Here is a 14,639-nt window from a genome sequence, read left to right as displayed (position 1 = left end):
CATCGTAGCCACCCATGAAACCTATGCGCCACCACATGTCCAAAATTCTCGCGTTCAGCCGCTTTTCCGTGCGCGATTTCCTCGCCACCGCCGGTCCCACCCTGCTGCTGGTCGGCGCGTTCTGCGCGCTCGCTTACTGGCTGGTCGACCCGGCGCCGCCGCGCCAGGTGAGCCTGTCGACGGGGCAGGACAATAGCGCGTATGAAGAGTTCGGCAAGAAATACGCGGCCACCCTGGCCAAGCACGGCATCAAGGTGACCTTGCAGCCGTCGCTGGGCTCGCAGGAAAACCTGCAACGCCTCAATAACGGCAAGACCGATATCGCCTTCGTGCAAAGCGGCTCGACGGAGCACGCCGATGCCGAGCGCCATGGCCTGATTTCCCTGGGCAGTTTATTTACGGAACCCGTCTGGCTGTTCTTGCGCGAAGACAAGGCGGTGACGGAACTGACGCAATTGAAGGGCATGAAGATCAACCTGGGGCCGGAAGGCACGGGCGTGCCCAGCCTGTTCCGGCAGTTGCTGTCCGTCAATGGCGTGGAAGCGAAGGAATTGACGGTCAGCGACCTGCAGAATACGCCCGCCACGGTGGAACTGCTGGAAGGGCGCATCGACGGTCTCGTGTTCAGCTCGGCGCCGGAAGCGCCGCTGATCCAGATGTTGCTGCAAACGCCGGGCATCAAGCTGTTTGATTTTTCGCAAGCGGAAGCGTACACGCGGCGCCTGCCTTTCCTCACGCATGTCGTTTTGCCGCGTGGCATCGTCGACCTGGGGCAAAACATTCCCGCGCAGGATTATCATTTGATCGCGCCGACCGCCACCCTGGTCGCGCGCGAAGACTTGCATCCGGCCCTGGTCGACCTGTTCGTGCAGGCGGCGGCCGGCATACACGGCGGCACGGGCTGGTTCCAGCAGCAGGGGCAGTTCCCATCCGCGCGCTACACGGAAATTCCCGTCGCGCCGGAAGCGCTGAAATTCTACAAGGATGGCGCGCCCGTGCTGCAGCGCTACATGAGTTTCTGGCTGGCCAATTTCTTCGACCGCATGTGGGTGCTGGTGGTGGCGCTCGGCGCCCTGATATTGCCCCTGTCGCGCGTCGTGCCGCCCCTGTACGTGTGGCGCATCCGCTCGCGCGTGTACCGCTGGTACGGCCAGCTGCGCACGGTGGAGCAGGCGCTGGAAGACGTGCCGGAGGAGCAGCGCGCGCAAGTGTATGCGGCGCAATTGCAGCGATTGGACCAGATCGAGGAAATGGTCAACCAGATCTCGATACCGCTGTCGTTTGCCGATGGCTTGTATGGCTTGCGCAGCCACATCAATTTCGTGCGCAAGCGCATTCTGACGCTGATGGGCGAACATCCAGAGGCGGGTGAGCCAGCCTGAAGCATCAAGCCAGGGCGGGACTTGTCTCTGGTCGACGTATGGCCGTCATCGGCAGCTGTTCCGTTACTCCTGCTTTCAAGCGCCCAGCCACGGCAAACCCGCCTTGCACCAGCCGCCGATCTGCTTGCGGTGGCCGTCGGCGTCCTTGTCGCCTTCAAAACCTTCGAGGATGTCGAAGCAGTTGATATAGCCGTGCTCGGTGGCCAGCTTGGCGGCGTGGCGCGAACGCACGCCGGAGCGGCACAGGAACAGCAGCACCTCATCCTTGCCGGCCTGGGCCGCCAGCTGCGCGAGGAAGTCGGGATTCGGCACGCCGCCCGGATACGTGGCCCACTGCACCGCACCATGCTGGGTATCGGCGATGTCGACCCTGCCTACCCAGTCGCGCTCGGCATTCGTGCGCACGTCGATGAGCTTGACGCCGGCATCGCCTTGCAGCAAGTCATATGCTTCCTGCGGCGTGACGGCGCCGGCATACGGCGTACCTTCATTGGCCCGGCTGCGGGCGGTGGTCAGGATGTCGGCGGCGGTGTTCATGGCGTCCTCGATGAAAGTGGGCAGGTGTGAGTACGATTATAGTGCGCCGTCCGCGCCCCGCAAACGGGAATCCATGGTGCACGGCGCATGCACCACAACGAGGCATTTTTCAGAAATCGGCATAAAATGCACGATAATGGTGCGTTATGCGTTTTTTGCACTTGCATAGTGCATTCTTGGTTGTGGGCAAACGCGCGTGAAAATCGCGGGCTGGAAAACTTTCACTGGGATGGCCGGGTTTTGACCTTGGCGGCCACGTCCGTTCAGAAGCTGGCATGGAATCTGCTATGATCCTTATGAGTTTTGGTGGCACGCAATGTTTGCTTCGCTTCATCAGCCCAGACGCACTAAGGTCGGCTCACCCCACATTCATTTAGGAGATACGCATGGCAATGACAGCCGCAGAAGTCTTGAAGATGGTAGAAGAAAACGAAGTCAAATTCGTTGATTTCCGCTTTGCTGATACCCGTGGTAAAGAGCAGCACGTGACGGTTCCCGTGTCGCACTTCGACATGGACAAATTCGAGTCGGGCCACGCCTTTGACGGTTCTTCGATCGCTGGCTGGAAAGGCATCGAAGCGTCCGACATGATCTTGCTGCCGGATCCAAACACGGCCAATATCGACCCGTTCATGGAAGAAACGACCCTGTTCATGCAGTGCGACGTGATCGAACCGTCGGACGGCAAGGGCTACGACCGCGACCCGCGCTCGATCGCGAAACGCGCCGAAGCCTACCTGAAATCGTCGGGCATGGGCGACACCGCCTACTTCGGCCCTGAGCCGGAATTCTTCATCTTCGACAGCGTGCGCTGGAAGATCGACATGTCGGGCTGCTTCGTCAAGATCGGTTCGGACGAAGGTTCGTGGTCGACCGGCAAGGACATCGAAGGCGGCAACAGCGGCCACCGTCCTACCGTCAAAGGCGGCTACTTCCCCGTGCCACCAGTGGACAGCTTCCAGGACATGCGTTCGGAAATGTGCCTGATCCTGGAATCGCTGGGCATCCCGGTTGAGGTACATCATCACGAAGTCGCCGGCGCCGGCCAGAATGAAATCGGCACCAAGTTCTCGACCCTGGTCGAGCGCGCCGACTGGACGCAAAACCTGAAATACGTGGTGTGGAACGTGGCGCACAGCTATGGCAAGACCGCCACCTTCATGCCGAAACCTATCGTTGGCGACAACGGTTCGGGCATGCACGTGCATCAATCCGTATGGAAAGATGGCAAAAACCTGTTCGCCGGCGACGGCTATGCCGGCCTGTCCGATTTCGCCCTGTACTACATCGGCGGCATCATCAAGCACGCCAAGGCACTGAACGCGATCACCAACCCGGGCACCAACTCGTACAAGCGCCTGGTACCAGGCTACGAAGCGCCGGTGAAATTGGCGTACTCGGCGAAAAACCGTTCCGCCTCGATCCGTATCCCGCACGTGGCCAATCCAAAAGGCCGCCGCGTCGAAGCGCGCTTCCCGGATCCACTGGCGAACCCGTACCTGTGCTTCGCCGCACTGCTGATGGCCGGCCTGGACGGCGTTGCCAACAAGATCCATCCGGGCGAAGCCGCCTCGAAAGATCTGTACCATCTGCCGCCGGAAGAAGACGCACTGATCCCGACCGTGTGCGCTTCGCTGGAAGAAGCACTGGAAGCCCTGGACAAGGACCGCGAGTTCCTGACCCGTGGCGGCGTGTTCAGCGATTCCATGATCGACGCTTACCTGGAACTGAAAATGCAGGACGTACAGCGCATGCGCATGACCACGCATCCTGCCGAGTTCGACATGTACTACTCGCTGTAATGGCGCCACGCCGGCAATGTGCCGGTTGTGAATAAGAAACGCGGGTGAGGCGATGGTCTCGCCCGCGTTTTTTTATGCAGTACGCCAAGGCCGTGAGAGTGTGGTGTTGTATAGTCGGCCCAGGAACGATGCGGCACGAGCCGACAGGAGTGAAGATTGACCAAGCATTACAGAATGGCGCTGATGGCAGGATTGCTGGGCGCGGCGGCGCAGGCGCACGGACAGTTGTATGTCTGCGCCGATGCGCAGGGACACAAGACCTACACGGACAAGCGCGCCGGCGCGCATTGCCAGCTGCTCGATTTGCCGGGGGCCATGACGGAGCCGCCGCGCAAGACGGCGCCGCTGGCCGGCGCGCCTGCCCGGCCCGCCACGCAGGCGGTGGCCACGGCGGCGCCGGCCGCCGGCGCGTTTCCCAAGGTCGATGGCGCCGAGCAACGCGCGCGCGACCTGGACCGGCGCCAGATCCTGCAGGATGAGTTGCGCAGCGAAGAGCAGAAACTGGCGGCGCAGCGCCTGGAATTGAATGGCGGCCAGCCCGAGCGCCAGGGCAATGAGCGTAACTACGCGAAATACCAGGAAAGAGTGGCGCAGTTGAAAGAGAATATCAACCGGACTCAGCAGAACGTCGAGGCCCTGAAACGCGAGATCGCGAATATTCGGTAAAGCACATGACATTAGACAACCATTCCAGCCGTCCCGCCCACCTGGCCGGCCTTGATTTGTTGGCCTCGGCCGTGATCCTGCTCGATGGCGACGGCCGCATCAGCTATGCCAACGCGGCGGCGGAAAACCTGCTGGAAAGCTCATTGAAAGCGCTGTCGCGGCAAAAGTTGACGGCGCTGTTCCTCAATCCCGATGAGCTGGCCGGCATCTGCGCGCAGGCGCTCGAACATAAATTTTCCGACCTGCGCCAGGACCTGACGCTGGAGCGCCTGGGGCGCGAGCCGCTGCGCGTGCACAGCATCATCAGCGCGCTCGACGCGCCGCGCGATGGCGTGCTGATCGAGCTGCGCGAAAACGTGCAGCAGTTAAAGCTCGACCGCGAGGAGCGCATCCTCGACCAGAGCCAGGTCAACAAGGAGCTGATCCGCAACCTCGCGCATGAAATCAAGAATCCGCTGGGCGGCATCCGCGGCGCGGCCCAGCTGCTGGAGCTGGAATTGCCGGCCCTGCACCTGAGCGAGCTGCGCGAATACACGCAAGTCATCATCAAGGAAGCGGACCGGTTGCAGACCCTGGTCGACCGCCTGCTGGCGCCGCACCGCCGCCCGCACATCGTGGGCGACGTGAATATCCATGAAGTGTGCGAGCGGGTGCGCAGCCTGATCCTGGCCGAATTTCCCAGCGGGCTGACCATTTCGCGCGATTACGACGCCTCGATCCCCGAGTTTCGCGGCGACAAGGAGCAATTGATACAGACCGTGCTCAACATCGCGCACAATGCGGCGCAGGCGCTGGCCGAGCGCATCGAGGCGGGCGATGCGGAGCTGATTTTCAAGACGCGCGTGGCGCGCCAGGTGACCCTGGCCAAGGTCCGCTACAACCTGGCATTAGACTTGCATATCATCGACAATGGACCGGGCATCGCACCCCAGATCCGCGACCGGATTTTCTACCCGCTGGTGTCGGGCAGGGAAGGCGGCAGCGGGCTGGGACTGACCTTGGCGCAAACCTTCGTGCAACAGCACCTGGGCGTGATCGAGTGCGAAAGCCGGCCTGGATACACCGATTTCAGGATCGTTCTCCCCTTGCCATAAGCGAGGAAGTATCCCACCCATGAAATCCATTGCGGGACGCACACACTAATGAAGCCAATCTGGATAGTTGACGACGACGAATCAATCCGCTGGGTGCTGGAAAAAGCCCTGGCGCGGGAAAATCTCGCCACCAAGAGTTTTGCCAATGCGCGCGACGCCATCGCCGCACTGGAATTTGACACGCCGCAAGTGCTCGTGTCCGATATCCGCATGCCGGGCGCCTCCGGCCTGGAATTGCTGCAGACGGTCAAGTCGCGCTTTCCCGGCTTGCCGGTCATCATCATCACGGCCTTTTCCGACCTCGACTCGGCCGTCGCGGCCTTCCAGGGCGGCGCCTTCGAATACCTGGCCAAGCCCTTCGATATCGACAAGGCTGTCGAGCTGATCCGCCGCGCGCTGGAAGAAAGCTTGCGCGAGACCAGCGTCGAGTCGGGCCCGTCGGAAACGCCGGAAATCCTCGGCCAGGCGCCGGCCATGCAGGAAGTGTTCCGCGCCATCGGCCGCCTGTCGCAATCGAACGTGACGGTGCTCATCACGGGCGAATCCGGTTCCGGCAAGGAATTGGTGGCGCGCGCGCTGCACAAGCACAGCCCGCGCGCGGCGCAGCCGTTCATCGCCCTGAATACGGCGGCGATCCCCAAGGATTTGCTGGAATCGGAACTGTTCGGCCATGAGCGGGGGGCGTTTACGGGCGCCCAAACGACGCGCCGGGGCCGCTTCGAACAGGCCGAGAACGGCACCCTGTTCCTCGACGAGATCGGCGACATGCCGTTCGACCTGCAGACGCGACTCTTGCGCGTGCTGTCCGACGGGCATTTCTATCGCGTCGGCGGGCATCAGCCCATGAAGGCGAACGTGCGCGTCATTACGGCCACGCACCAGAACCTCGAGCAGCGCGTGCGCGACGGCCTGTTCCGCGAAGACTTGTATCACCGCCTGAACGTGATCCGCCTGCGCCTGCCCAGTTTGCGGGAGCGGCGCGAGGATATCCCCATCCTGGTGCGCCACTTCCTGGTGCAGAGCGCACGCCAGCTGGGCGTGGAAGCCAAGCGCATGAGCGAGCCGACGATGCAGTTTCTCAGCAGCCTGGATTTGCCCGGCAATGTGCGCCAGCTGGAAAACCTGTGCAACTGGATCACCGTCATGGCGCCGGGCCAGACGGTGGAAATCAAGGACTTGCCGCTGGAATTGACGCAGGGGCAGGGCGATGCCGCAGCCAGCGCGCCGGCGGGCGAAGCTGCACCGGCGGCCGTTGCCCATCCACACGGCGGCCAGGTGTTCGAAGCGGCCGCGCCCGCCAACGGCGCGCCGCCGGGCTGGATCGGTTTGCTGGAATTGCAGGCGGCCGGCATGCTGGGCGCGGGGCAGCAGGAAGTCATGGCCGTGCTGGGACGGCAATTCGAGTCGGCCCTGATCAAGACGGCGCTCAAGCATACGCACGGGCGCAAGAACGACGCCGCCGTGCGCCTGGGCATCGGCCGCAACACCATCACCCGCAAGATCTCCGAACTGGGCATCGACGGCGCCAAGGACGATTGACGCCTTGCCGGACGGGGACTCCCCCGTCCGCCTTTTCTTGCGGTGTTCCTCGTACGCCACAACACCCACAGCAGGCGATAAGGTAAGCTGGCGCCTGTCGGACTGTTTCGTCCGGTGTTAACTTTCATTGTGGAACTGTATGCTGATTAACTGCGTGGCCTACCAGGATGGCAAAAAACTGGCCGACTTGCCGATTGACGATATCAGCGATTACGTCGAGCGCCCCGACTGTTTCGTCTGGGTGGCCCTGCTCGACGCCACGCCGGCCGAGCTGAAACAGATGCAGCACGAGTTTTGCCTGCACGAACTGGCGGTGGAAGACGCGCAGCGGGGCCATCAGCGTCCGAAGATCGAGGAATATGGCGATTCCCTGTTTGCCGTCGTGAAAACCGTGGAAATGGTCGAGAACGAACTGGTGCTGGGCGAAGTCGATATTTTTGTCGGCGCCAATTATGTGCTCTCGTCGCGCAGCAACAGCTCGCAAGGTTTTCTTGGCGTGCGCGCGCGCGCCGAGCGCGAACCGCATCTGCTGCGCCAGGGCTCGGCCTTCGTGCTGTACGCGCTGATGGACGCCGTCGTCGACCGTTACTTTCCCGTGCTCGACGCGCTCGAATCGGAGCTGGAACTGATCGAGGACCGCATCTTCGACCGCGGCACCGAGCGCGACAATATCGAACGGCTGTATCAATTAAAACGCAAGGTCATGGTCTTGCGCCACGTGGTGGCGCCGCTGATGGAAGCGGTGGGCAAGTTGCACGGCGGGCGCGTGCCGCCCCTGTGCCACGATACCCAGGAGTATTTCCGCGACGTGCACGACCATTTGGCGCGCATCAATGGCACGCTCGACACCATCCGCGACACCATCAGCACGGCCATCCAGGTGAATCTGTCGATGGTGGCCATCGACGAGAGCGAAGTAAACAAGCAATTGGCGGCCTGGGCCGCTATCTTTGCCGTGTTTACGGCGTTTGCCGGCGTGTGGGGCATGAACTTCAAGTTCATGCCGGAGCTGGACTGGCAATACGGCTATCCCGTGGCCGTGGGACTGATGAGCTGTGTCTGCGGTTATATGTATTACTTGTTCAAACGTTCCGGCTGGCTGTAAAAAATTCCTGGATATCTGTATTATTAAGCAATAGCCAGGGGTACAATCGCGGCAGGTCCGCTGGGGCGGGCCATGGCTGAGAGTCGCCGCGCCGGCGGGCGTGCCTGCGCTTCCGGTGCCGTGCAGGAGCATTCATGAGTATTCCGTTGTTTGATGTGAATTCGCAAGAACCCCTGTTCGATGCCGAGCAGCGGCGCACCCTGGCGGAAGCGGCCCTGCGCTCGATTACCGCCTCGACGGCGCACGCCCGGGGCGACGACTTCCTGCGCATCCTCGTCAAGGACTTGGCCGAAGCGCTCGACGTGCACTATGTGATCGCCGGGCGGCTGGTGCGCCTGGACGATGGCAGCGAAGGCATCCGCACCCTGGCCCTGTGGGGTGGTGACGGCTACCAGCCGAATATCGAATACAGCCTGCAGCACACGCCTTGCCAAGACGTGACGTGCCAAAGCATGTGTTTTCATGGCAGCGATATCCAGCGTCGCTTTCCATACGATAGTCTCCTCGTCGACATGCAGGCGGAAAGCTATGTCGGCATGCCGCTGATCGATACCGATGGCAAGACCCTGGGCATCCTGTCGGCCATCGACACGCGGCCCATCGATGAAAACAAGCGCTTGCTGGCCTTGCTGCTGCTGTCGATCTTTTCGGCCCGCGGCGCGGCCGAGCTGCAGCACCAGGAGCGCACGCAGCAGCTTGAGGAGATCGTGCGCGTGCGCACCGAATCGCTGCTGGCGGCGCAGGCGAACCTGATCGAGCAGGAACAGATGGCGGCCCTCGGTTCGCTGGTGGCCGGTGTCTCGCATGAAGTCAACACGCCCATCGGCGTGGCGCTGACGGCCGCGTCGAGCATGGGCAGTTATGCCGACCAGCTGGTGCAGCTGCTGGGCGGCGCCAAGGTCAGCCGTGCCGAGCTGGTCGACATTGCCGAATCGCTCAAAGGCGCGGCCGCCCTGATCGAGCGCAACCTGGCGCGCGCCGCCGACCTGATCGGCAATTTCAAGCAACTGGCCGTGGACCAGGTCAGTGAATACGTGGCAGACCTGGCGCTGCACGACTATGTGCACGGCCTGGTATCGGCGCACAGCCCGGAATTGCGCAAGGCGGCGCTGGGCGTGGAACTCGACATCGCCCCCGATTGCCAGGTGCGCCTGGCGGCTGGCAAGCTGTCGCAAATCCTCTCGAACCTGTTGATGAACAGCGCCCGCCACGGTTATCCGCAGGGCGGGCCGGGGCGCATCACGATACGTGCGCGCATCGAGGCGGACGACACCGACGCGGCCGCGCGCTGGCTGCTGCTGGATTTTTCCGACGACGGCATCGGCCTGGCGCCGGCCGTGCGCGAACACATGTTTGAACCGTTTTTCACCACCAAGCGGGGCCAGGGCGGCTCCGGCCTGGGCATGCACATCGTCTACACCATCGTGCAGCAACTGGGCGGCCAGGTGTGCGCCATCGACAGCAGTCCCGGCTGTCACATACAGATCAGGCTGCCGCTGGCCAGCTGACGCTGCACGGCCTCGCGGCTGGCCGCGAGCTGCGCTTTTCCCTTGTCTCCCCTGCTTTTCACATGTTGTATGTACGCCATACGCATGCTGAGTTCTGTTGACACTCATATTCTTGCCGTGATTCTATGTAGTTGTCTAGTTGACTTTCAGTCTCCTAGTGCCATTTCTGTACCAGTGTCCCAGTGAACTTCACGGCACGTGATCGTGGTGCCGTGCAAGGCGTTTCCTTTAGATAAATGAGTGCAATCCGGGTAGCAAATCCGGAGTCATATATAACCATACAAATGAAAAAGGGTTCACCATGCTTAAAGAAACCGTCATCTCTCGTGCCGTTCGCATCTTCTGCGCCGGTGGTGTAGCCGCCGCCATGTCCGTTGTTTCGCAGTCCGCGATCGCACAAGATGCACAGGCTGCCGATACGCAAATCCAGCGCGTGGAAGTCACGGGCTCGTCGATCAAGCGCATCGCCGCCGAAGGCGCCTTGCCGGTTACCGTCCTGACCGCCGAAGCCATCCGCACCTCGGGGGCCACCTCGGTCACCGATCTGGTCAAGAAGCTGTCTTCCGCCCAGGGCGCCACCAGCGAAAGTTCCTCGGTTGGCGGCAGCACCTTCGGTTTCTCTGGCATTTCCGTGCATAACGTGGGTGAGACGCGTACGCTCGTCTTGCTGAACGGCAAGCGCCTGGCCCAGTTCGGCGGCCAGACGCTGACGGGCTTCGCCGCTGGCTTCGACTTGAATTCGATCCCTATCTCGGCAATTGAACGTGTGGAACTGCTAACCGATGGCGCCTCCGCGCTGTACGGTGCCGATGCCATCGCTGGCGTGGTCAACTTCATTACCAAGCACGATACGACGATCGGTGATGTGTCCATCGGCTACTCCGCACCAAAAAACGGTGCGCGTGAGAAACGCCTCAGCGCCACCAAGGGCTTTGGCAACCTGGACGAAGATGGCTACAACGTGGTGCTGACCTTTGGCCACGACGAGCGCGACAAGCTCGCTTCCGTCGACCGCAGTTTCGCCAACACGGGCAAGGTGCAATTCTCGGCCAATGGCAAGCGCTATCAGAAGCAACAGTTTTCGGCCAGCCCGATTCCGGCCAATGCCACCGATGACAAGGGCCAGTTGATCAGCCCTTACCAGAAGGCTAACGGGTCCTGCCCGGACAAGACGTTTCGCGTGATCGAACCGTATACCGATGGCAGCGGTCTGGTCGATGACTACTGCGGCTACGATTTCACCAAGGACCTGGAAATCTACCCGGAGCGCAAGCGTGACAACTTCATGGCATCGGGCACCTTCAAGATCGCTGGCCACGAAGTGTATGCGGATGTATTGCTGTCACGCACGAAACAAACGTCGCGTATCGCCCCCGTGCCTGGTGCGATCGCCGTCGATGCGGGCACGCCGCTGCATGACAAGTATTTAGTGCCAGCTGGTATTACCGGCGACAGCACGGCGTTCTACCGCTTGTTCGACATGGGCCAGCGTACCTCGAAAGATACGGCCGATTTTGCCAGTGTGGTGGTCGGCACGCGCGGCGTCGCTGCCGGCTGGGATTACAATGCATCATACAACTTCTCCGAAAGCCGCGTAAAAGGCAGTATTTCCGGCTATCCTGGCGCGATTGCCGTCAACAATCTCACATCGAGCGGCTTGCTCGACCCCTTCGTCGGTCCGGGCAAGCAGTCCACCGCGGCGCAGGAGGCCATCAAGAGCGCCACGTTCTCCGGCTACTGGGATGGCGGCACCTCGCGCCTGCAAACCATCAACCTGAATGGTTCGACGGAAGTGCGGCGTCTGGCTGGCGGTCCCATGATGTTGGGCGTGGGCGCGAACATCAACCGCGAGGAATTCTCGGCCAAACCGAGCCCGTTTGCACAAGGCATCCTGGCCGATCCGGTAAAAGGCACCTTGTGCGGCGGCACGACGGGCCTGGAATGCGACCAGCGTTTCGGCGACGCGGCCAGTAGCCAGCCATACAGCGCCAGCCGCACCTCGAAGGGCATCTTTGGCGAAGTCATCGCACCCGTGCTGAAAGAGCTGGAACTGGGCGCGGCCCTGCGTTTCGATGAATTCTCGGACTTTGGCGGCGCCACCACGGCCAAGGCCAGCTTCAAGTGGACGCCGGCGCCCACCTTGCTGATCCGCGGTTCGGTCGGCAATGGTTTCCATGCGCCGACAGTACCGCAAGTGAATGCTTTGCAGCGCGGCTATGGCGTCACCAGCGACAAGTACACGTGCTCGCCAGCCTTGCAAGCCATCGCCACGCGACTCAATGCGCAATGTCAGCCAGGCAATCGCCAGTACGACCAGCTGGCCGGCGGCAACCGCGACTTGCAGCCTGAGAAATCGAAACAGGCGACCATCGGTTTCCGTTATGAGCCGATCAGCGCCATCACCCTGGGCGCCGACCTGTGGCATGTGCAGATCCGCGATTCCTTCGGCCAGCTGACCGAGCAGCTGGTATTCGCCAATCCGGCCAACTTCCCGAAATCCTGGGGCGTCAACAAGGACGTGGGTACGGGGACCACCTACCTGGCCTTCCTGGCGGATAACCAGAATCTCGGTAAATCGTTTGCCACCGGCGTTGACATCGATATCAGCGCCCGTTACCGCTCCGGCATCGGCCTGTTCACGTCGCAGCTGAACGCGACGCAAATGCTGCGCGAGGATGTGCAGCTGGAACGCAATGGCAAGTATTATTCGGCGCTGGGCAACTTCGCCGATCTGGGGACGGTGACTTTCCGCACGCGCGGCCAGTGGACGAACACCCTGAAAACGGGCAACTGGGCCAATTCGCTGACCGTCAACTTCCTGTCCGGTTACAAGGACCAGGAAACGTCGGTCGACGTGCTTGACGCTTCCGGCGCCGTGACGGGCCAAGAAAAGATCCGCATGCAGGTGGGTTTCTATTCGACGCTCGACTGGCAAACGGTGTGGACTCCGAGCAAGAGCTGGGTCCTCACCGCAGGCGTGCTGAACCTGACGGACAAGAGCCCGCCATTCGTGCCATCGACGTCTGGCGCGAACCGCGGCCAGCAATTCGGCTATGACGACCGCTACTACGATCCGCGCGGCCGCACCGGCTACCTGAATGCCTCGTACAAGTTTTAAGCGGGGCCAGCAGGCATAAAAAAACCGGCACTGAGTGCCGGTTTTTTTTCGTCCCGCCTGCAGGCGGAGGCTGGCGTAGCTTAGCCGCGCGCCGCCATCGACAGCGCCACCGCTTCGGCCACCTTGATGCCATCGACGGCCGCCGACAGGATACCGCCCGCATAGCCGGCGCCTTCGCCGGCCGGGAAGAGGCCCCGTGTATTCAGGCTTTGCAGGTCATCGTCGCGGCGCTTGATGCGGATCGGCGACGAGGTGCGCGTTTCCACGCCCGTCAGCACGGCGTCGGCCTTGTAGTAACCCTTGATCTGCTTGTTGAACGCCGGAAACGCTTCGCGCAGGGCCGTGATCGCGTACTCGGGCAGCGAGGGCGCCAGATCCGTCAGGTGCACGGCCGGCTTGTACGACGGCACCACGCTGCCGAACTCCGTCGAGGCGCGGCCAGCGACGAAATCGCCGACCAGTTGTCCTGGAGCATCGTAGTTGCCGCCGCCCAGAGCAAACGCGCGCTCTTCCAGCTCGCGCTGCAGGGCGATGCCGGCCAGCGGGTCGCCCGGGTAGTCGGCTGGCGTGATGCCGACCACGATGGCGCTGTTGGCGTTGCGCTCATTGCGCGAATACTGGCTCATGCCGTTCGTCACCAGACGGCCCGGTTCCGAGGCGGCTGCCACCACCGTGCCGCCCGGGCACATGCAGAAGCTGTAGACGGAGCGGCCATTGCTGGCGTGGTGCACCAGCTTGTAGTCGGCCGCGCCCAGGATCGGGTGGCCGGCGCTGGGGCCGAAGCGGCAGCTGTCGATCAGGGATTGCGGATGTTCCACGCGGAAGCCGATCGAGAACGGTTTCGCTTCGATGTACACGCCGCGGCGGTGCAGCATCTCGAAGGTGTCGCGCGCGCTGTGGCCGATGGCCAGCACGACGTGGTTGCTGGCGATGGTTTCGCCGTTGTCCAGCACCACGCCACGCACCTGGCCGCCGTCGCTGCCTGGCTCGATGTCGAGATCGACCACTTTGCTGCTGAAGCGGTATTCGCCGCCCAGCCGCTCGATGTTTGCGCGCATTTCTTCCACCATCTTGACCAGGCGGAAGGTGCCGATGTGCGGCTTGCTCACATACATGATTTCCTCAGGCGCGCCCGCCTTGACGAATTCCGTCAAGACCTTGCGTCCGTAGTGCTTGGGATCCTTGATCTGGCTGTACAGCTTGCCGTCCGAAAAGGTGCCGGCGCCGCCTTCGCCGAACTGCACGTTCGATTCCGGGTTCAGTTCGCGCTTGCGCCAGAAGCCGAAGGTATCGACCGTGCGTTCGCGCACCTGCTTGCCCCGCTCCAGGATGAGAGGGCGCAAGCCCATCTGCGCCAGGATCAGCGCCACGAACAGGCCGCACGGGCCGGTACCGATGACGATGGGGCGCGGCTCATTGGTGTGGCCGGCCAGCTGTTCGCCGCCGGCGACGAATTTGTAGTCGGTGTCGGGCGCGGGCATCAGGTGCACATCGTGCTGCAGGCGCGCCAGCACGGCCGCTTCATTCTTGACGTCCACATGCAGCGAGTAAATCAACACCACGGCACTGCGCTTGCGCGCGTCGTAGCTGCGCTTGAAGACCGTAAAGCCGAGCAGCTCATCCGCGGCTATGCCGAGGCGTGCAAGGACGGCGGCCGGCAGGGCCGCTTCGTCGTGTTCGAGGGGAAGTTTTACTTCGTTGAGTCGCAACATGATGTGTATCTATAAAAATGGCTGGGCTCCGTATCTAGCGGAGAGTCTGTGAGGCAGCGCGCGCGGCGGCATCAAGGCGCTATTTTACCTGCTGCGAAGACTGTTGATGCAATGGTCGCGAGCCGGACGGCGCCGCTAATCGCATCGCTGTCGGGGATGCCAGGGGGCGATGGCAG

The 14,639-nt window shown here is 62.2% G+C and carries 10 protein-coding genes; 8 read left to right on the top strand and 2 right to left on the bottom strand.

Annotated features, from left to right (window positions below):
* Window positions 1-35: 35 nt before the first annotated feature.
* Entirely contained in the window at window positions 36-1,382 is a 1,347-nt protein-coding gene (locus GCN78_RS22975; protein ID WP_152253768.1) for a TAXI family TRAP transporter solute-binding subunit, read from the top strand.
* 75 nt (window positions 1,383-1,457) lie between these two features.
* Here the strand turns inward: GCN78_RS22975 and GCN78_RS22970 are convergent, their stop codons facing one another.
* The gene (locus GCN78_RS22970; RefSeq protein ID WP_152253767.1) at window positions 1,458-1,919 is read right to left on the bottom strand and encodes a rhodanese-like domain-containing protein; all 462 of its coding nucleotides are present in this window, start codon (window positions 1,917-1,919) and stop codon (window positions 1,458-1,460) included.
* Between the two features lie 386 nt (window positions 1,920-2,305).
* On the opposite strand from GCN78_RS22970, the gene glnA reads away from it, so the two are divergent.
* From glnA to GCN78_RS22935, 7 genes are all read left to right on the top strand, one after another.
* Window positions 2,306-3,721 carry a type I glutamate--ammonia ligase gene (glnA, locus tag GCN78_RS22965; RefSeq protein WP_070219258.1) on the top strand — a complete coding sequence of 472 codons (1,416 nt, stop codon included), beginning with the start codon at window positions 2,306-2,308 and terminating at the stop codon, window positions 3,719-3,721.
* 156 nt (window positions 3,722-3,877) lie between these two features.
* Window positions 3,878-4,387 (top strand): DUF4124 domain-containing protein, encoded by a 510-nt coding sequence (locus tag GCN78_RS22960; RefSeq protein ID WP_319633147.1) that lies wholly within the window; start codon window positions 3,878-3,880, stop codon window positions 4,385-4,387.
* A gap of 5 nt (window positions 4,388-4,392) precedes the next feature.
* On the top strand, window positions 4,393-5,481 hold the full coding sequence (glnL, locus tag GCN78_RS22955) for a nitrogen regulation protein NR(II) (protein ID WP_034760227.1): 1,089 nt from the start codon (window positions 4,393-4,395) through the stop codon (window positions 5,479-5,481).
* Window positions 5,482-5,529: 48 nt separating this feature from the next.
* Window positions 5,530-7,020, top strand: coding sequence for a nitrogen regulation protein NR(I) (gene ntrC / locus GCN78_RS22950; protein ID WP_152253766.1), 1,491 nt, complete (start codon window positions 5,530-5,532; stop codon window positions 7,018-7,020).
* 139 nt (window positions 7,021-7,159) lie between these two features.
* Window positions 7,160-8,125, top strand: a complete 966-nt coding sequence (gene corA, locus GCN78_RS22945) for a magnesium/cobalt transporter CorA (protein WP_152253765.1) — start codon at window positions 7,160-7,162, stop codon at window positions 8,123-8,125.
* Between the two features lie 134 nt (window positions 8,126-8,259).
* Window positions 8,260-9,633 carry a GAF domain-containing sensor histidine kinase gene (locus GCN78_RS22940; RefSeq protein ID WP_152253764.1) on the top strand — a complete coding sequence of 458 codons (1,374 nt, stop codon included), beginning with the start codon at window positions 8,260-8,262 and terminating at the stop codon, window positions 9,631-9,633.
* Window positions 9,634-10,000: 367 nt separating this feature from the next.
* Window positions 10,001-12,751, top strand: coding sequence for a TonB-dependent receptor plug domain-containing protein (locus GCN78_RS22935; protein ID WP_226939782.1), 2,751 nt, complete (start codon window positions 10,001-10,003; stop codon window positions 12,749-12,751).
* Window positions 12,752-12,831: 80 nt separating this feature from the next.
* On the opposite strand, the gene GCN78_RS22930 is transcribed toward GCN78_RS22935, so the two are convergent.
* The gene (locus tag GCN78_RS22930; RefSeq protein ID WP_152253763.1) at window positions 12,832-14,463 is read right to left on the bottom strand and encodes an NAD(P)/FAD-dependent oxidoreductase; all 1,632 of its coding nucleotides are present in this window, start codon (window positions 14,461-14,463) and stop codon (window positions 12,832-12,834) included.
* Between the last annotated feature and the right edge of the window lie 176 nt (window positions 14,464-14,639).

Source organism: Janthinobacterium rivuli (genome assembly GCF_009208735.1).
Taxonomy (GTDB): Bacteria; Pseudomonadota; Gammaproteobacteria; order Burkholderiales; family Burkholderiaceae_D; genus Janthinobacterium.
This window is presented reverse-complemented; position numbering and strand designations above follow the sequence as displayed.